This window comes from Paenibacillus rubinfantis (genome assembly GCF_001486505.1).
GTDB lineage: Bacteria > Bacillota > Bacilli > Paenibacillales > Paenibacillaceae > Fontibacillus > Fontibacillus rubinfantis.
Genome location: NZ_LN909065.1, coordinates 1,153,590 through 1,173,150, shown reverse-complemented (window position 1 = coordinate 1,173,150; position 19,561 = coordinate 1,153,590). Strand labels below are relative to the sequence as shown.

At 56.3% G+C, this 19,561-nt stretch carries 11 protein-coding genes; 10 read left to right on the top strand and 1 reads right to left on the bottom strand.

Annotated features, from left to right (window positions below; genetic code table 11):
* Positions 1-24 precede the first annotated feature (24 nt).
* The 9 genes from BN3277_RS16855 to ltrA all read left to right on the top strand — a co-directional run bounded on the left by BN3277_RS16855 (position 25) and on the right by ltrA (position 17,596).
* Positions 25-1,563, top strand: a complete 1,539-nt coding sequence (locus BN3277_RS16855) for an ABC transporter substrate-binding protein (protein WP_059044540.1) — start codon at positions 25-27, stop codon at positions 1,561-1,563.
* 125 nt (positions 1,564-1,688) lie between these two features.
* On the top strand, positions 1,689-5,495 hold the full coding sequence (locus tag BN3277_RS16850) for an Ig-like domain-containing protein (RefSeq protein ID WP_059044538.1): 3,807 nt from the start codon (positions 1,689-1,691) through the stop codon (positions 5,493-5,495).
* A 215-nt stretch (positions 5,496-5,710) separates the two neighbouring features.
* A complete protein-coding gene (locus BN3277_RS16845; RefSeq protein ID WP_059044536.1) occupies positions 5,711-6,427 on the top strand; it encodes a hypothetical protein in 717 nt (238 codons plus the stop codon).
* A complete protein-coding gene (locus tag BN3277_RS16840; RefSeq protein ID WP_059044533.1) occupies positions 6,406-9,255 on the top strand; it encodes a glycoside hydrolase family 2 protein in 2,850 nt (949 codons plus the stop codon). The genes BN3277_RS16845 and BN3277_RS16840 overlap by 22 nt, the downstream gene beginning before the upstream one ends.
* A 62-nt stretch (positions 9,256-9,317) precedes the next feature.
* Positions 9,318-10,430: a hypothetical protein gene (locus BN3277_RS16835; protein ID WP_059044532.1), complete on the top strand. Its 1,113-nt coding sequence runs from the start codon at positions 9,318-9,320 to the stop codon at positions 10,428-10,430.
* A gap of 250 nt (positions 10,431-10,680) precedes the next feature.
* Positions 10,681-13,059 carry a GH36-type glycosyl hydrolase domain-containing protein gene (locus BN3277_RS16830; RefSeq protein ID WP_059044530.1) on the top strand — a complete coding sequence of 793 codons (2,379 nt, stop codon included), beginning with the start codon at positions 10,681-10,683 and terminating at the stop codon, positions 13,057-13,059.
* 37 nt (positions 13,060-13,096) lie between these two features.
* Positions 13,097-14,239, top strand: coding sequence for a glycoside hydrolase family 88 protein (locus BN3277_RS16825; RefSeq protein ID WP_059044528.1), 1,143 nt, complete (start codon positions 13,097-13,099; stop codon positions 14,237-14,239).
* Between the two features lie 207 nt (positions 14,240-14,446).
* Positions 14,447-15,724, top strand: a complete 1,278-nt coding sequence (locus BN3277_RS16820) for a BNR-4 repeat-containing protein (protein ID WP_198342960.1) — start codon at positions 14,447-14,449, stop codon at positions 15,722-15,724.
* 453 nt (positions 15,725-16,177) lie between these two features.
* Positions 16,178-17,596, top strand: a complete 1,419-nt coding sequence (gene ltrA, locus BN3277_RS16815; RefSeq protein ID WP_059040950.1) for a group II intron reverse transcriptase/maturase — start codon at positions 16,178-16,180, stop codon at positions 17,594-17,596.
* A gap of 94 nt (positions 17,597-17,690) precedes the next feature.
* Here the strand turns inward: ltrA and BN3277_RS16810 are convergent, their stop codons facing one another.
* Positions 17,691-18,365: an SOS response-associated peptidase gene (locus BN3277_RS16810; RefSeq protein WP_059044526.1), complete on the bottom strand. Its 675-nt coding sequence runs from the start codon at positions 18,363-18,365 to the stop codon at positions 17,691-17,693.
* A gap of 194 nt (positions 18,366-18,559) precedes the next feature.
* Here BN3277_RS16810 and BN3277_RS16805 point away from each other — a divergent pair, with 194 nt between their 5' ends.
* Entirely contained in the window at positions 18,560-19,480 is a 921-nt protein-coding gene (locus tag BN3277_RS16805) for an ADP-ribosylglycohydrolase family protein (protein WP_392396635.1), read from the top strand.
* The last annotated feature ends 81 nt before the right edge of the window (positions 19,481-19,561 follow it).

Sequence of the window (19,561 nt, the reverse complement as noted above, 5' to 3'; positions counted from 1 at the left end):
CAATGAAACATAGGAGGTCATGACATGAGAAGAAGGCTAATCGGAATTTTGGCGTTGGTCTTGCTGACGGCGTCCGTACTGGCGGCCTGCGGCGGAAAAGGCAACAGCGGCAACAGCGCTAACGCCGGGAACGGCGGGGAAAGCACGAACGCTCCAACGACGGAGACGGGAGGTACAAGCGAGCTTGAGCCCGTCACGTTGACCTGGTATTATCCGTTGACCCAGCTGCAGGCGGATCAAGCAAAGGTGGAGGAAGCGATCAACAAGATCGTGAAGGAGAAGCTGAACGCCACCGTGAAAATGATGCCAATCGCCATCGGCGACTATGTGCAAAAGATGAACACCGTGCTGGCGGCAGGCGAGAAGTTTGATATTCTCTGGACCGGCTACATGCTGAAGCCGGAGGAGCTCGTGCGTAAAGGGGCGATTCAGCCAATCGATGAACTGCTTGACAAGTACGCTCCCGAGCTGAAAGCAGATGTTCCGCAGGTGATGTGGGACGGCCTGACCGTCGACGGAAAAATCTACGGAATTCCGAACCAGCAGATCAACGGCAACCGGTACGGTTATATCGTGCAGAAGCGATTTGCCGACAAATACGGACTGGATCCGGCGTCCATCAAAAAAATCGAGGACATCGAACCATTCCTGGCGCAAATCAAGCAAAACGAACCGGACATCATCCCGTTTGGCAATTTCGGCAATTACTTTGATTTCATTCCGCAGGTGCATGACGATCAGTTCTGGGGCGTTCCGGGGCTCGACAACCATTTCTTCATCAAGACCAACGATCCGACCTACACGTTGCACCGTTATCCTGAGGAAGAGTTGAACAATTACCGGCTGGTCAGCAAATGGTATAAGGAAGGCTATATTTACAAGGATGCAGCAACAGCCAACTTCACCGATTATGAAGCCAAAGGGCAAATCGCGGTGGAATTTAACGTCACGCTGAAGCCGGGCGTCGAGGCCGAGGTGAAGGCGAAAAACGGCGGCAATGAAGTAATCACGATTCCGATCAGCAATTGGTATTCCAACGGTTACTCGGCAACGACCAACCAATCGATCAGCCGTACTTCGCCGAATCCGGAGCGGGCGATGATGCTGCTCAACCTGATTAATACCGACAAAGAGCTCTACAACCTGATTTGTAACGGGATTGAAGACGTCCATTACAAAAAGGTGTCCGGGGATTACATTGAAGCCTTGGCGGATACCCGCTATCGTCCGAATATGGACTGGGTTTTCGGCAGCGTGTTCAACTCATACCTGAAGCAAGGGCAGCCGGAGAACATCTGGGAAGAAACGAAAAAGATCAATCAAGAAGCCGAAGTTAACCCGATTGGCGCCTTCAAGTTTAATTCCGAACCAGTGAACACGGAGATCGCTAACTTGAACGCCGTGTGGGGCGAGTATAAGCGGGGGATTCTCACCGGTACGCTGGACTTCGACGAAACATGGCCTGTGCTGTATGGCAAGCTGAAAGAAGCGGGCGAGGAGAAATATGTGGCAGAGGTGACTCGTCAATTTGAAGCGTTCCTGAAGGAAAAAGGATTAAAGTAATCGGACTCGCCTGAACTAAAGTACGTGGAGCGGAGATAGGGAGAAACCAGCTGTGAGAGACGGCTTTGCCGCAGAGTTTATGGGGCAAAGCCGTTTATATCACATGCGAAAGGATGAGAAACGCGATGAAGAAAAAGAGTTGGCTCACCCTGATGATCGCCAGTCTGTTATTCACGTTAAGTCCTGTAGCAACGTCAGCGGTTTCCGCAACGGGAAACGGCCATCCCGCCGATTTAGGCAATACCGGCCATCCCCGCGCCACGGCTTATTACGTGGCTACCAATGGCAGTGATACCAACAACGGGAGTAAGAAGGCTCCGTTTCGGACCCTGGAGAAAGCCCGGGACGCCATTCGGGAACTGAAAGCGGCAAAAGGGCTGCCAGCTGGAGGCGTCACGGTTTATTTGCGCGAGGGCCGCTACGAGCGATCCGCAAGCTTCGAGCTGCGGGAACAGGATTCGGGTGCTGCGGGCAAGCCGATCACGTACGCGGCATACCCCGGCGAGAAGGTTGTATTGTCCGGCTCCGAGCGTCTAGAGAAGTCCGTCTTTGTTCCGGTTACCGACGAGGCGGTACGAAGCCGAATCATTAGCCCGGAAGCACGGGAGAAGGTGTTGGTGGCGGATTTGGCGGCGCTTGGCATTACGGACTATGGAAACTTAAGCCGTCACGGGTACTATCTCGCCAACGATCTAAGCGAAGTTCCGCCGATGGAGCTGTACGTCAACGGGCAGGGCATGACGCTGGCGCGCTGGCCGAACGAGGGTACCGTTCAGATGGACGAAATTCTCGATCCCGGCCCAACGCGGAAAGACCCTAATGGGGAAGTGCATACGCGAGGGGGGACGTTTACGTACACGTATGATCGTCCGCAGTACTGGATGCAGGCGGACGACATTTGGCTGGACGGGATTTTTGGCTACAGTTGGGAGTGGTCGTACAACAAGATCGCCTCCATCGATCCGGCCGCCAAGACCATTACGCTTCGTTACGGAGAGATGAGCGGGATCTTCAAGAACTGGTACCCGGATTTCCATTTCGCGCAAAACCTGCTGGAGGAAATCGATATGCCCGGCGAGTACTACATCGATCGTCAGGCGGGGAAGCTGTATTTTCTGCCGAATGCGGAATTTATGACGGCGGATCCCGCGATTGAAGTCACAATGCTGAAATCGCCGATGATCAATGCGCTGAACGCTTCTTACATCAACTTCTCCGAGCTGATCCTGGAGAATGGCCGCGATTCGGCAGCGGTGTTTATGGGCGGCAGCCATATGCGGATCGAAAACAGCGAAATTCGCAATTTCACCAACAGCGGTGTCCTGGTGAACACGCAAAGCCGCTTCTATTACAACGATTTTGACGGCGTTCCCGGCACGGACCATGCGATCGAGAACACGCATCTCCATCATATCGGCGGGACGGCCGTCACGCTGACGGGCGGCAACAAAACGACGCTCTCACCCGGCAGAAACGTCGTGAGGAACTCGCATATCCACGATTTTGCCTATTATCACAAGGCTTATAATCCCGGTGTTCTCCTGTCGGGTGTAGGCAACCGGATGGAACACAACGAGCTGCATGATGCGCCTCATCCCGGTGTGTTGATTTTTGGCAATGACCATGTGGTGGAATACAACAATATTTACGATGTATGCAAAACGTTCTCCGATCTCGGTGCGATCTACATGAATGCAGGCGAAACGCCGCAGGAGCGCGGGACCGTGATCCGGCGCAATTATTTCCATCATATCGGGGAAACGGAACCCGGGGTGGAAGGCGTGTATCCCGACAATTTTACGATGGGGCTGAAGATCGACGAGAACATTTTCTATAAAATGGGCAACTCGGCGATTAAAAACAACGGGGGCTCGCACATCCTGTCGCGCAACAATATTTTCGTGGACAGCAAGGTGCCTTACGATTACGCAGATTTGTATCTTGGCGATGATCCGGACGATCAGGTTCCGAAACATTACATGCCAAAATGGCTGGCCTTGTTTGCCGCCAACAACAACTTTGTGGGTACGCCGTACTTGGAGAAATACCCGGAATTGGCTGATTTCTTCACGGAAAATCGCTATTATCCCGACACGAATACGTTTCAGGGGAATGTGATCTACAATCCTGTGGTCCCGCGCAGCTCGACAACGAATGAAAATGGGGCGTACGACAAATTTGGGCTGATTCAATACGCCAACAACTGGGTGACTGCGGAAGATCCCGGCTTTGTGGATCTGGCGGGGGGAGACCTGTCGCTACGTCCGGATGCGGAAGTGTTCCAGCAAATTCCCGGATTCCCCAATATCCCGTTTGATCAGATCGGCATCCAAGGCAAGGCGGGCACAACGCTGGGCCAAGACAGCTACCCGGTGCAGGGCGTCGCGGTTTATGACGACCACGTGACCGTAGACCGCTGGAAAACGGTGAAGCTGCGGACGGCGGTTCTGCCCTGGAACGCCGACAATCCGGTGTTGACCTTCACCTCGGCCGATCCGGCCATCGCTTCGGTGGACGGTAGCGGCGTCGTTACCGGCCAGGCGGTAGGCCAGACGGCGATCACGGTGGCGTCGGCGGAAAATCCGCAGCTCACGGCTATGGTGAACGTCACGGTGGAAGCCGGTGACGGCGTGATGGACTTCACCGATTTCGAATCGGGGGCGAACGGCTGGCCTCAGGATGCGAACCGCAGCATCGTGAAGGAAGGCGACAACCGCTGGTACAAGGTGCTGAACGGCGCAACGGCGCTGAGTTCCAAGTCGTTCTCCGAATACGAGCTCAGCTTCAAGCTGAAGACGCCGGAGACGATCGGGAATGCGGCGACCTTGTACATCTTCGATCGGCAGGTTGGCAGCGGCTCCACGCGGGTCGGCTACAAAACCCGAGCGGACGGCAGCTCGGCCTGGCTGCTCTACGATCCGGCCTGGGCGATTCTGAAGGAAGTGAAGCTGCCAGGCCATGATTTGCAGCCTAACACGGAATATGAGGTGAAAATGCTCGTTAAAGGCGGCGACATCAGCGTGTATGTGGATGGTGGGCTCCGGTTGAAGGCCATGGATCCCGGACATAACGCCGAGGGGAAGGTTGGGTTCTACGTCGCCGGCGTCAGTCACATGTTGTTTGACGATATCCAGTTTAAGGCGCTGTCGACGGAGTTAGCCGGGATCCTTCCGGTTGAGAGTCAGATTCGGATGATTCCCGGGGAACAACGGCAGATGCAGCTCACCTTCGACCCTAGCGATACGCCGGAGACGGAGGTTACGTGGCAGACGGCCGATCCGGCGGTGGCGACGGTGGATGCGATGGGCGTCGTAAACGCCGTGTATGCAGGGGAAACGATCGTCATGGCGGTTTCGGCGGTGAATCCGCTGGTTAAAGCGGACATTTCGATCACCGTATCCAACGTAATGCATGAGACGGACTTTGAAAACGGCGGCAACGGTTGGCCGGTGGATCCCAACCGCAGCATTGCGGCTGATCCGGACGGCAACCGGCGCTACAAGATCTTAAACGGTGCGACCGGTTTGCTTGATCGTGACTTTGAGTCTTATGTGCTGGAGTTCACGCTGAAGACGCCGACGGTGATGCCCGAGAACGGCGGTGTGATGTATATTTTCGACCGGCAGGACGCGGCGGGGTCTACCCGCATCGGTTACCGGACGCGGGCGGACGGGACCTCCGGCTGGATCCTGTACGACACCAGCTGGCAGAAGCTGGCGGAAGCCGATTTGCCGGGCCTAGATCTGCAGCCCGATACGGAATACGCGGTGAAGGTGGTTGTTAAGGAAGGCGACGTCGCAGCCTACGTTGACGGTGCGCTGCGTGTCGCCGGGACCGATCCGAACCATCGGCCGCGGGGCAAGGTTGGCTTCTATGTCAGCGGGTTCGACTATCTGTTGTTTGACGATATTCGGGTATCGCTGAATCCGTGATCTGAACGGATTGTATTCGGTTTTTCGAGTATATTTCTTCAAACGAGGCCTGAAATCGAGATTCTATATGATTTTTCATATAGATTCGTGGCCTTCGTCGTCCGGAAGCCTTTATGTATATGAAATTTCAAGTAGATGGCTTTGAAATCGACGTAAACGGGGGAAATCTATGCGATTTTTCGAATAGATTTCCCCGATCTATTGGGAGGTTAGCGATGAAACGGCGCATTTACCGGGCCGAGGGCATAGAGGGAGTAGGAACGGCCGAGCTTTGGCGTTGTCCGGAGGTTTCGCTGGGGCTGACTGAAGCGATGGAACGGCTGGAGGTTGATCAGCTCAGCTTGTTTGCCGACGGGAATCGGTACTATTTGTATTATGAGTGTTTGGGGGAGTCGATTCCGCCGGAACAGCTACTGATGGCGGCTGGTGAACGGTTGGCCGTTTGGCCGGGAAGAGAAACGGAGACGGGGCTCGGAACGGGAATGGAGCGGCGGTGGGCGCCGATGACGGATATTTTTCATTACCATCAACCAGTTGCAGGTGCGGCATGGCGGCGCCCGAATCGCTCGACCGAACCTTACGGCAGGCTAGCCCGACTGAACCCCGAAGCCGCCGCGAGCTATATCTACCACCATTATCAATATCAAGAGGAAAAGCCGGGCGATGGAGATAAGTACGGGATCATTGGGCTGCACGAGAGCTTGTTGTTTTTCTATTCGGAGCAGCCTGCGACCTTTGAGCCCGCAACTTACAAAGGAAAGCTAAACACATCGCTTAAGCCGGAACGCTGGGCCGAAACGATGGAACCGCATTTTGTCCCGTGGACGGGGGTTCCGGCAGGACAGGAGCTTTGGCGGAAGCTGGAGCGGGTGCTGCACGCGGCGTTGGACCGGATGGAGGAGGAGATACGATGCGTCATACGTTATGCCTAAACGGAGATTGGGATTTTATGCCGCTGTATGGCGAGCCGCGGCGCCGCACGCTGCCGGAATCTCTCGTCTATGAGGCGCAGAAGGTGAGGGTTCCTTCCAGTTGGAGGCATTCTTACGCGCAGGCGGCGGGGAAACGCTTTGGCGAAATCCCGGAGCATGCCTATACTCCGATGGATTTGTACGGGTACCCGAAGGAATGGGAGGACGCTGAGGCTGGCGTACTGCACCGCAGCTTTCGGGTGCCGGAAGAGATGACCGGTCAGCGAATGGTGCTGAGACTGGACGGCATCATGCAGAAAGCGGTTATCTATTTGGACCGCAGGGAAGTCGCCGTCTGGGAGGACGGCTATCTGCCGCTAAGGCTGGATATTACGTCTTACGTGACGCCGGGGCGGGAGCATGAACTGCACGTCGTTTGCGGGAGCTTCGATCGAACGACGTTGCCCTCCGGTGCCCACAAGGTCACCGGACTGGTTGGCTCGTGGTATGGCAGCGTATGCCGGGGGGTCTGGCAGGATGTATATCTGGAGAGCTACCCGCTGCTGGCCGTCGAGGACGTCACCTTGCGGACCTCCGTTCGGAACGGACGGCTGGAGGCAGAGGCCGTGATCGGCGGAGCGGAAGGGATAGCGGCGGCGAATGCAGGGGATGGAACGCTGCGTGTCCGGCTTCGCGTTCGCGAGCTGGGGGTGCTGGCTTCGAGTCCCGATGATGGACGACCTCCAAGGGGGACGACCGGGGAGGGGCAGCAGGTGCTTCTGGTGGAACGGCCGATTGAGCATGTTTCCTCGGAGACAGCCCGGTGGCACCGGTTATGTGAGAACGAATTCGGCGGGGAAGTGTACCGCGCGTTGTTCTATTTGGATTGGGCGGACGCCAAGTGGTGGAGCCCCGATTCGCCGTTCCTGTACCGGGCGGAGTTCGAGCTACTGGACGGGGAACGCGTCATTGATCGGCGGGAGGAGACATTTGGTTTTCGCGAGTTTTGGTGCGAAGGCCCGCAGTTTATGCTGAACGGGATTCCGCTAAATCTGCGCGGTGACTCGTGGCATTTTCAAGGTGGAGCCCAGCAGACGGAAGGTTATATCCGCAACTGGTACCGCATGTGCCGCTCCGTCCAGGTGAACAGTATCCGGCTGCACGCGGAGCCTTATCCGGCGGACTATCTACGGATCGCTGACGAGGAGGGGATGCTGATCGTCGACGAAACGGCCATTTACGGCTCAAGCAAATCGATGCAAGCGGATCATCCCGACTTCTTGGAGGCTTGCCGTCAGCATGTGCGCAGGTTGGTCCGGCGCGATAAAAACCATCCCTCCGTCATCCTCTGGAGCGTGCAAAACGAGATGCGCTGGGTGGACGGACGGGATGGTTTCAAGAAGCATCTCCCCGGTCTGATGGCCTCCATTCGGGAGATGGACCCGACGCGGGCGATTATTGCTGAAGGGGATAACCGACTGCTCTCCAAAGTGCATACCGAGGTGGAAAGCCGCCATTACAACATCGACGGGACGATTGGACAATGGGATCGCACCGTTCCGCTGACCTTCGGCGAGCATGGCGGCTGGTGGTACATCTGCCCGCAGAACAGCAGTATGTACATCGGGCTGCGGGCTTACCGCGGTACCGATGAAAGCACCCTCGGCCTGGCGGAGAAAGAGCGGTTGTTCGTGGAGTATGCACGACGCCAGCGGGTTTCCGGCATATCGACATTTAACTTCGCCCACTACTTCATGCGGGCGATGCCCGAACGGGAGGTGCTCCTCCCGCCGCCGGTTGACGTTGGGCTCCCCGGCGTGAAGCCAAAGAAGATTCCGGCTTATTCGCTAACGATCCACAACGGCCTGCTGCCGGAGGAGGAGCCGAGGTATCGGTCGAATCCCGCTTTTGCGGTGATGGCTGAGGCGTTTAAGGCGACGACGATCATTGCGGCTGAATATGATCGCTGTTTCTATGACGACCAGCCGGTCGACCGCAGCTTTGACGTGTACAATGACACGCTGTCGAGCCGAAACGTCGTGGTGAAGTTGACCGTGAAGCAAGGAGAGACGCTTGTCCATGAGGATCACTTCGAGTTCACGCAAGGCCCGGCGGAGCCGAAGGTGCTCCGGATGAGCTGGCAGCCGTTGCCTGTCCAATCGGAAGGGAAGGCGGAGCTCACGGCCACGCTTCTTCACGACGGACAGCCGGTGCATGAGCTGCGGTTGAACTATCGCATCCTCTCCACCAGCCTGCGGAGTCGTCCTGTCCCCGTCACCCGGCCGGCGACTTATTGGGGGAATGATGCGGATTATGAGACGATCCGCAGGCTTGTGCCGAGCTGTGAACGGGTGGATCGGAAGCATTTGGCCGATCAACGTATGCCGGCCGATGGGCTCCTGGTCATCGGAAGTTACGCAGAGGATGCGGACGGCACGTTGGAACGGCTGCTCCAGGCGTACGTCGCGCAAGGAGGACGGTTGCTATTACTGGAACAGAACCAGCTGTCGCTGGGGAAGCTGACATTGTCGCGGCGTCCATTCCAGCGGGCCCATGCCGGGGATTACGGCCATCCGGCGCTTACCGGGATCGGCGACGACGATCTGATGTTCTGGCGTCCGGAGCTTGCCGAGGAAGGTCCGCTGCCGATCATCCGCGCGGCCTTCGAGAAGCCGGTCCGCGGTGATTTCACGCTGCTGCTGGAGTGCAGCGCGGGCGATTTTGGCGACGGCGGCGATCTGTGGTCGCCGCTGCTCGAATACAAGCACGGCCGCGGCCGGATGGTGGCCAATCAGCTGGAGCTGATGGCCCACGCCGATCGCGTGCCGCAGGCTTGCAGATGGGTATAAGCGACAGCGATGCAAGCGGAACATCAGATCGGAAGTGCGACGTGTAGGGAAAGACCAGTGAGATGGTAAGAAGAGAGGGGCGGGGGCGGGGTTGCGGCGGGTGGGGGGCGGAGGCTTGCCTGCTGGGGGCGCGGGGGGGGGGGAAAGCGGCCGGGCGCCATGCCGAAGCCGGCGGACGCGTGCTCGTCCTGCCGGCGGAGCCCTTGCAGCAGGCGGCGCTGGCCCGCCTGCTGGACCGTCCCGTGCGCGTGGCGCCGCACGAGACGTATCATTTGGCGGCGGACTACGCGCACGCCGCCGCCCGCGGGCTCAGCCCGGTTGACCTGTTTGGCTTCGACAAGGTGTTCTTGTCGCCGCGGGAAGTGGTCAACCGGGTCCTCGCCACCCACCGCCTGGAAGCCCCAGGCGTGGACGTGCTTTGCACCAGCGTGGAAGGCACGGCCTGGAAGGACTTCTTCGTGCACGGGTACACCGCCGAATACAGCCGCCTCGCGCTGGTGGAGTTCAATCGCCAGAAAGCGCAGCCTTCCGGCTCCTTTGTGATCGAAGCCAAGGTGGGGCGCGGAACGGTCGTTTGCTCCCAGCTGTTGCCGGATCCCGATAGCGACAAGGCGCAACGCTTCTATACTCGCTTGCTGGCTAACTTGGGCGCGTCTTTTGACGATGAGCTGCTGCACGAGGAGAAGGGGGATGGCGAATGGGCGGTGGAAACCATGATGGCGTTGCCTTGTCCGCCTTACGTTGATTACGAAGCGATGAGAGCCTACTACACCGATCCGGAGTTTTCGCTGAACAATTTGGGCGAAGGCCTGTACGGCTGGATGCAGAAAAAAGAACGCCGCTCCACCGGCCTGCTGCACATCGCCAACGCGGGAGAAGATCCATGGTTTCTCAGCTGCTTTGTGACGGTGCCGGAAGAGGAGGCGGCTCTCCGCCGAGGGCGGCTGCGCGTGCTCGCCGATGCCTCGACCACAGTTGAAATTGTGCTAAACGGCGAACGGGTGCCGGAGCCGGAACAGGAGCTGGTCTTACATCCGGGCTTAAACCGGTTGATCGCCATCGCGCGTGGGACCGGCGCGGATCTCGACTTTGGTTTGGTCTTCCTGCATCCCGACGGGCGCTATATGAAGGACCTGTCGTACAGCTTGACGCTGGACGAGGTGGAGCCGAAGTAACCCGCCTCGGTTCCCTCGGGTTTACTGGTTTACGGTAACGGACCTGAAAGGCCTTATTTGCTAGAAAAAGCATGTTTTCTGTTTCTAACGGACCGGAAAGCCGCTATTCGCTCCCAAATCGCCTGGATCAGCCGCATAGATGCACAATAAGGCCGGTGGAGTCCGTTACAGCTGGAAACCGGCGGCTCCGGGGGAATTAACGGCGCTGAGGTCCGTTAGAAACCAACATAGGAGTAAGGAGTAGATACCCATGAAACCCAATGACCCGCTAAGCTATTATTCCTTCCGCGATGCGGAAAAAGAAATCGAGTTCCACCGGCACGACACGCCCACCCCGTGGATGAACTATTTGTCCAACGGTACGTTTCATACGATGCTGTCCCATGCGGGCGGCGGGGTGGCTTTCTATAAATCGCCGCAAATTTGGCGGATTACGCGCTATCGGTTTTTTCACCTGCCGATGGACCGCTCGGGCCCTTATATTTACATCCAGGACGCGGGCTCGGGAACTTACTGGTGTCCGACCAACGAACCTGCCGCCGACAAACCGGATACATGGAAAAGCGCCCATGGCCTCGGCTACACCCGGTTCGAAGCCAAGCGGGAAGGCATCGCGGCCCAAACGTTGTATTTTGTTGGCCCCGATGAAAATTCGCTGATTTGGAAACTAAGCTTGTCCAATGAGACTGCGGTAGCCAAGGAGCTGAACGTTTACGCTTACGTGGAGTTCGGGATGATGGAGTTTATGCGCGAGCTGCAGTGGCAATGTTACAACAAACATCAGGTTTCCGTGCAATATCACCCGTCGGAAGCGTTGGTATATCGATATGGCGTTGAAAATCAACCCAAGCCGGAGGAGACACCGCTCGTCTATTTTGCCTCCGATACGCCGCTGGCCGGATATGACGGCGACCGTGAGGAATTTATCGGGAGCTATCGAAGCGAGGCGAATCCGGCGGCGATTGAAGAGGGAGGCTGCCACGACTCCACGCTGATGGGCGGCGATCCCTGTGGTGCGCTGCAATTTAAGGTTCGGTTAGAGCCGGGCGAAAGCCGAACCCTTCACATCTTCCTGGGCACAGCCCGGGATGAAGCTGAGGTGGAGCAGGCGCTGGCTCACTCCCGGGAAGCCGGGTTTGTGGAGCGTTCGTTTCAAGGGCTGCGGGCTTTTTGGGACGGTTATCTCGGCGCTTGGGATTGCCGGCTGCCGGATTCCGACGCCGAGCGGATGCTGAACCTCTGGAATCCGTATCAAGCCCATCGCAACTTCCTGTTTTCGCGCAATATTTCCTTTTATGCCACCGGCACGTTCCGCGGCGTTGGATATCGGGACACGTCGCAGGATATTTTGGCGGTCGTCCCGTTTGATCCGGAGCAAGCGCTGGGCAAGCTGCGACTGCTGCTTGGCCAGCAGTACCGGGATGGGCATGCGAATCACTATTTTTTCCCGAACGAAGGCTGGGAACCAGTGACGAGCGTCCATTCCGACGATCATTTGTGGCCGGTGCTGGCGGCTAGGGATCTGCTGGCGGAAACCGGGGATGCCGGATTCCTGCAAGCGGAAGTGCCTTATTACGATGGCGGCCAAGGTACGGTATACGAGCATTTGAAGGCCGCGATCGATTTTACGGCGTCGAAGCTGGGGCCAAACGGCTTCCCGCTGATGCTGCGGTCGGATTGGAACGACCAGCTGTTCCGGGTCTGCCGCGAAGGTCGAGGGGAGAGCATCTGGACCGCTATGCAGCTGGGCTGGGTGCTGCAGCGCATGGTGGATCTCGCCGTCGCCGCTGGACATCCCGAGGATGTCGCGAAATATGAGGCGATGTATGTACAGCAGCGGGAGCTGGTCAACCACCTGGGCTGGGATGGGCGCTGGTTCCGCCGTGCCATTATGGATGACGGCCGCTTCCTTGGCAGCGATGTACACGATGAGGCGAAAATCTGGCTCAACGCCCAAACCTGGGCAGTTCTCTCCGGCATGGCTGATCCGGAGAAAGGCCGGCAAGCGATGGATAGCGTTCGTGAGCTGCTGGACACGGAGCTGGGCATCAAGAAGATCCATCCTTCCATCAGCACGTTCCCCGATCCCGCCGATCCTTTGACGAATTACAACAAGGGGACGGGGGAGAACGGAGCGGTCTTTTGCCACGCCAACACCTGGGCGATCATTGCCGAATGCTTGCTTGGACGTGGGGACCTCGCCTACAAATATTACCGCCAACTGCTCCCGAACGTGGCGATGGACAAAGCCGGCCTATGGCGGTACAAAGCGGAGCCTTATGTCTATGCCTCCAACCTGTTTGGGCCGGAGTCCGACAAGTTCGGATTAGCCAACGTTTCCTGGCTGACGGGGACGGCCGCTTGGATGTACGTCGCCGCAACGCAATATATCCTGGGCATCAAGCCGGTCCTCGATGGCCTGTCCGTCAACCCTTGTATTCCTTCGGATTGGGAAGGGTTCACGGTGAAGCGCCGGTTCCGCGGCTGCGACTACGAGATTATGGTTCGCAACGAAAGCCGAGTTTGCCAAGGCATAAAATCCATCACCGTCGACGGTCAGCCGCTGGAGGGTCATGTCCTGCCGGCTTATCCTGGACGCTCATCCGTCCGTGTGGATGTCGTTATGTAATCTGAATATCACCCCACCAACCTACAGGAGGAGAAAAATGAACTGGAATCAAGTGATCGAACAAACGCTGGACATAACGCGAACGAATCTCTCCCGTTTTCAATCCGGTTTTCCGCATGTTAGCAACGGTGACGGCAAGTACCAGCTGGTGGAGCATACCGACTGGACGGAAGGTTTCTGGTCGGGCATCTTATGGCTAAGCTACGAGTACAGCCGGGATGAAGCGATCCGTCAAGCCGCTGCTGCGGCCACGGCGACCTTCCAGGAACGACTGACGAAGCGAAGTCATTTGGACCATCACGACATCGGATTTCTGTATCTGTTGTCCACCGGGGCGCAGTGGATCGTTGAGCACGATGAAGCTGCCCGGAAGTCGACCCTGGAAGCGGCCGATTTGCTGCTGAAACGGTGGCGGCCGACCGCTCGCATCCTGCAAGCTTGGGGTCCCGAGGGCGATGAAGTCAACGGCGGACGTATCATCATCGACTGCCTGATGAATTTGCCGTTATTGTATTGGGCCAGCCAGCAAACCGGGGATCCCAAATATGCCGACATCGCCCGCACTCATGCTGAGCAAAGCCAACGGTTCCTGGTGAGAGGCGACGGCTCCTCGTATCACACGTTTTACTTCGACACCGTCACGGGCGATGCGGTCCGGGGCGGCACGCATCAGGGCTTCCGCGACGGCTCGACCTGGACGCGGGGGCAGGCTTGGGGGATCTACGGTTTCGCGCTGGCTTATCGTTATTTCCGGGATGCTTCTTTTTTGGATACGTCCAAACGGCTGGCGCGCTACTTCATCGAACATCTGCCCGAGGATCAGATTGTGTATTGGGACTTTGACGCGCCGCAAACCGAAGGCGAACCGCGGGACAGCTCGGCCTCAGCCATCGCTGCGTGCGGCGTCCTGGAGCTTGTGGAGCATTTGCCCGCCGATGATCCGGACCGGGCGGAGCTGCTGGCTTTTGCCGAGCGTTCCGTGGCAGCTTTGGCAAAGTGTTGTTTCTCAGGTGAGGTAAACGGTGAAGACGAGGGTCAGGGCTTCCTGCGCCACGGCTCCTACTATGTGAGAGGCGGCATCGCAACCGATGATTATGTGATCTGGGGGGATTACTTTTTTCTCGAAGCGTTGATGCGTCTGGGCCACGGTAACCCGGGATATTGGTACGAACGCGGGTGATCCCCCGCTGGGGTTCGGTAATTCGTTTCATAAAAACGGAGAAATGTTCTATCTCTGGCAAAAATGCGTAATTCCGTTCTATTCGGATCGTTGTTTTGTTTCTATTCCGGCTCGGGAGGGCGTGATACGCTTGTACCGGTACCGGGAGGACCAAGGTTATCGGGGGATAAACTTGTAAACGATTTCAATTTGAGGAGGCGGGAACACGTGAAAAGGGGAAAAGGTTGGCGAGTTGGACTTTGGTTCGTGGCGTTGATGACGCTGCTGCCGACAACGACGGGGTATGCGGCCGCGGAGCTTACGGAGGTTCCTTACCCGATGGATTCCAGTAACCAGGCGGGATGGTGGTCGCCGCTGGAGACGTATGGGACGGGAAATGAATATGCTTATATGGCTTATAATGCACCGGGGAGTACCGCAGGAGTGCATAAGGTATATATCGCCCGAAGAGACGGTACCGGGGCTTGGAGCAATATCCCGGTGATGAACGGATCCGCCGTGGCCGAGTATATCGACGACTTGGGGCATAATCAACCCTCGATTGCGAGGGACGGCAGCGGTCGGTTCCATGTGTTTGCTTCGATGCATGACAACAACTGGCGGTATTTTCGTTCGGATACGGTAGGCGGAGCTCCCCAGAATCATTCGGCGGATATGCCAGGGCCGGACATGAAAATCTCCTATCCGATCGTCAAAACGGCACCAAACGGGGATTTGTATCTCTTCGCACGGGTGGCCAAGGATCCTGCGGGTAAACGGGAAGGCGTCCTGTTCCATTGGGATAACGCGGCCTCAACCTGGAGCCAGATCGGTGTCATTGTATCCACGTTGAATCGGTCGGTTTATCCGGACGATTTGGCTTTTGATGCTAACGGGGATATGCATATTTTGTTCGAGTGGGCGCATTTTGCCGCCAGCGCGTTGCGTCATGAGCTGTCCTACCTGAAGTACAGTCCGGCTACGGGCGTCTTCTCCAAGGCGGATGGTACGCCGGTGTCGCTGCCGGCGACGTTGTCTACGGCGGATATCGTCCAACCTTTAGCCCCTGGTGAAACTTACGTGCAAAGCGGCGACGATCCAGGCGGACCCGGCGTGCAGAGCGCCAAACTGACGGTTGACTCCGCAGGACAGCCGATCATCGCCTATCGTTACCGCGAGCCGGGAAGCGCGTACTTCTCCGTGAAGCAGGCGACCTACAGCCCAGGAGGTTGGGAACTGCAAACCGTCTACGATGACTCCGCAACGCGGGCTGCGGTGGACATCACCTGGACGGGCACGGAAGCCCGAATTTATTACGTGAAGCAGAGTGGTGCGGATCGGGCTTTTGTGGCCGTGAACTCCGGCGGAACCGGCTGGACTGAATCTTCGCTAGCTCCGGGTAAGCCAATTGAACGGCTTGCGGTGGAGCGCAGCCCCAAGGGTGTAGATATCCTGTATCTGGTGGATATCCCAAATCTGAAGCTCTATTACGGCAGAAATAACTGAACTCGCGAAAAAGCAAGCTCTTGGACGGCTGCGTCCAAGAGCTTTTTTAGTGCGCCACGCATGGCGCGTAGCTAGGCGGTGAAAGTCCGCTATGGGGGCTGGCAGTTGCCAACCATTAGCCAAGAGCAAGGGTGTCCATCGTGAGGTGGAATCTGAAGGAAGCTGGAGGCAAAGTCCCGGCCTGAGGAACACGAATCGCATCAGGCATCCAAAGTGGGATGAGTCTGCTAAACAAGACGAAATCCAATAAACTGCACGGACACGCGGATGTAAATGCGGCGGGTATACGGGATGAAAGTTACGCGTCTTACCGTGGGAGGTCTCATGGACGTGAGGAGATGAATTTCAAATCATGGTTGAAACAAGATTTATCATGAGAAGTCAGCAGACGCCATAGTACCTCGGTTAGTCGACAACTTGAGGGAAGGGCTGAACCTAAGGAGGTGTGGGTTAATGAATGGTACCGAAACAGGAGTCAAGTGCAGCCAACTTCGAAGAGAAGGCTCGACGCAAAACGTACATGCGGAACATGGAGAATATGCGGGAGCGCACAGTCCTGAGCGGATACCTGAAACCGACAGCACCGACGCAACCGAGTCGAAGGACGAGTTGCTTGAGAAAATCGTTAGCAGAGACAACATGAACGAAGCGTTCAAGCGGGTCAAAACTAACAAAGGATCTCACGGAATCGACGGGATGGGAGTAGATGAACTTCTACAATATCTCCGAGAGAACGGAGAAACCATCAAGGAATCCATTCTGGACGGAACCTACCGTCCGAATCCTGTTCGAAGGGTAGAAATCCCGAAAGAGAACGGAAAGAAGAGAAACCTGGGAATTCCTACGGTTGTTGACCGAGTTATCCAACAGGCGATCGCTCAAGTGCTTACCCCGATCTACGAAAAACAGTTTTCGGAGAACAGTTTCGGATTCCGACCCAAGAGAAGCGCACATAACGCTATTCAGAGAAGCCAATCAAACATCGAAGAAGGGTACAAATACGTGGTCGATATGGACTTGGAGAAATTCTTTGACACCGTTAACCAAAGCAAATTGGTGGAAGTCTTATCCCGAACCATTAAAGACGGGCGGGTCATCTCGCTCATCCACAAGTACCTGAAAGCCGGCGTTGTCGTGAAGCACCGCTTCGAGGATACGGAAATCGGCGTACCGCAAGGGGGCAATCTGAGTCCAATTCTCAGCAACATTATGCTGAACGAACTGGACAAGGAACTGGAAAGCCGCGGGCACCGCTTCGTGCGCTATGCGGACGATCTCCTGATCTTCAGCAAAAGCAAAAGGAGCGCGGAACGGACACTGGAGAACATTCTTCCCTTCATTGAAAAGAAGTTGTTTCTCAAAGTGAACCGGGATAAGACAGTGGTGGACGAGGCGTGGAAGGTTAAATTTCTTGGGTTCTCCTTCTACAAAAGGAAAGGAGAGACACGAGTCCGCATTCATCCGAAATCCGCTGCCAAGATGAAAGCCAAAGTAAAGGAGCTCACGTCCAGAAGCAACGGGATGGGAAATGAAGAACGAGCCGAAAAGCTTAGACGCTACATCATGGGGTGGATCAACTACTACAAAATAGCGGATATGAAAAGTATGCTCCAATCCACGGATGAATGGATGAGAAGGCGGATTCGCATGATCTTCTGGAAGCAGTGGAAACGAGTGAGGACGAAATTCGAGAAACTGCAATCGCTCGGAATCCAAGGACAAAAAGCATGGGAATACGCAAACACGAGAAAGGGCTACTGGAGAATCTCCAATAGCCCCGTCCTCTCGAAGTCCCTCGGAAATAACACCCTCAAGGGCTTAGGATTTCTCTTCTTCTCGGATTATTATCGACAAGTAACTGCGAAAACTTAGGAACCGCCGTATACCGAACGGTACGTACGGTGGTGTGGGAGGTCGGCTACTCAATTAATGGGTAGCCTCCTACCCGATTGGAGAAGACTCTGGTTTATCGCTTCACCCAAGCCAGCTGCAAATCCATCTCCCGGATGCATTCGTCGGTGTCGTACCGGTTGTTATCGATCAGCGGCGTCACCGCGTAAGCCTGCATTTCCTCCGCCGCATGCGGACGCAGGATCGGGTCCAGCGCATCGAGGTCATTGATCTCTTCATCCAGCCATCGGGTCATGTCCTCGGTGGACAAAATCGCCGGCATCCGTTGCTCAAACTCCCCGATTAGCGGATTCGCCTCCGTCATAACGAGGGTGCAGGTGCGCAGCGGCTCACCGCGCGTATCCCGCCAAATTTCGTACAGCCCGGCCACGGCAAACATGCCGCGGTTTTTCAGAACGACCCGGACCGGATATTCCTTCTTGCCTTCCTTCCTCCAATAATAGAAGCCATTGCACGGGATAACGCAGCGCTGCGTGCTGATGATCCGGCGGTAAGTCGGATTTTGATGCACGTTTCGCAGATCTGCATTCACCGCATCTTTCCCCCAATAAGGGACGAATCCCCAGCGGAACTCGTCGAGTACCCGCTCCCCGTCCTGCTGAAGCACAACCGGCGTGGGCTGTGTGGGGCTGATGTTAAAGCGGTTTTTGTAATAACACATGACCCGCCCGATTTGAAAATGTTCCTGAACCTCCGGCAGCTCGGCCGCCATGGAAAACCGTTGACACATGAAAAATCTGCCTCCTTTAATCGATTGTGATGTAGTGTTTGTAAAAGGAGGAAAATCATGCTTATTTTTTTGATTTGGCTTGAGTTTTGTGGGCGCTTCTCGCATCCAGGGGGTACAATGATGTAGATGGGATGTTCAAAGTGAACTTGATCCAAATAAGTATTAATAAAAATGAAACGGGTGATTTCATGGCAATGACCTCGGATAGAATGGACAGATTCAAGGGTTGCCTCGCCGGATTGGCGGTGGGTGATGCTTTGGGCACAACGGTGGAGTTTAGTCCGCCGGGCTCTTTTCCTCCGGTTACGGATCTGGTTGGGGGCGGGGTATTTCAGTTACAGCCCGGGCAATGGACGGACGATACGTCGATGGCGCTTTGCCTGGCGGAGAGCCTGCTTGAACAGGAAGGATTTGACCCCGTTGATCAAATGGCTCGGTATCTGAAATGGATGCGGGAAGGGGATCTGAGCAGTACGGGGGTATGCTTTGACATCGGGAATGCAACAAGAGAAGCCCTCCTGCGATTCGAACGAACGGGAGAAGGATATTGCGGCTCGGAAGATCCGTATGCGGCAGGCAATGGATCGATCATGCGGCTTGCGCCTGTGCCGATGTATTACGTGGAAGAACCTCAGAAAGCCATAGATTATGCGGCGCGGAGTTCCAGAACGACCCATGCTGCCGCGGAGTGCGTTGATGCATGCAAATTGTTTGCTGCATTTCTCGTAGGGGCGTTGAAGGGTCGGACAAAGGACGAGTTGATGGATCCTGCTGCTTTTGACGAATGGCTGGGCAGAGCGCCTCTGGTTCCGAAGATTGAAGAAATTCGCCGAGGATCGTTCCTGTCTAAGGAGCCGCCGGAGATTCAAGGATCGGGGTACGTGGTTCAATCGCTGGAGGCAGCCTTATGGGCTTTTGCGAAAAGCTCTTCGTTTAGGGAAGGTGCGCTGCGGGCCGTCAACCTGGGAGATGATGCGGACACGACGGGCGCCGTGTATGGCCAGCTGGCGGGGGCCTTCTATGGGTATGAGGCGATCCCGGAAACCTGGCGTTGTAAACTGGCGATGCATGAAACTATAGAGCAACTGGCGGGGCGGTTAGGTTCAAAGAAGTAGATCATGGGGACATAGCAAATGCTGCTGTGTAAAAGTCAATGTGGAATTTTTGGAAAAAATGGAACTTTATTGGCGGGGCCG

What these genes read in the sequence shown, in the direction of transcription:
- BN3277_RS16835 (WP_059044532.1), top strand. Translation starts at nt 9,318, where the DNA reads ATGGTAAGAAGAGAGGGGCGGGGGCGGGGTTGCGGCGGGTGGGGGGCG.
- BN3277_RS16805 (WP_392396635.1), top strand. Translation starts at nt 18,560, where the DNA reads ATGACCTCGGATAGAATGGACAGATTCAAGGGTTGCCTCGCCGGATTG.
- BN3277_RS16855 (WP_059044540.1), top strand. Translation starts at nt 25, where the DNA reads ATGAGAAGAAGGCTAATCGGAATTTTGGCGTTGGTCTTGCTGACGGCG.
- ltrA (WP_059040950.1), top strand. Translation starts at nt 16,178, where the DNA reads ATGAATGGTACCGAAACAGGAGTCAAGTGCAGCCAACTTCGAAGAGAA.
- BN3277_RS16810 (WP_059044526.1), bottom strand. Translation starts at nt 18,365, where the DNA reads ATGTGTCAACGGTTTTCCATGGCGGCCGAGCTGCCGGAGGTTCAGGAA.
- BN3277_RS16825 (WP_059044528.1), top strand. Translation starts at nt 13,097, where the DNA reads ATGAACTGGAATCAAGTGATCGAACAAACGCTGGACATAACGCGAACG.
- BN3277_RS16830 (WP_059044530.1), top strand. Translation starts at nt 10,681, where the DNA reads ATGAAACCCAATGACCCGCTAAGCTATTATTCCTTCCGCGATGCGGAA.
- BN3277_RS16840 (WP_059044533.1), top strand. Translation starts at nt 6,406, where the DNA reads ATGCGTCATACGTTATGCCTAAACGGAGATTGGGATTTTATGCCGCTG.
- BN3277_RS16845 (WP_059044536.1), top strand. Translation starts at nt 5,711, where the DNA reads ATGAAACGGCGCATTTACCGGGCCGAGGGCATAGAGGGAGTAGGAACG.
- BN3277_RS16850 (WP_059044538.1), top strand. Translation starts at nt 1,689, where the DNA reads ATGAAGAAAAAGAGTTGGCTCACCCTGATGATCGCCAGTCTGTTATTC.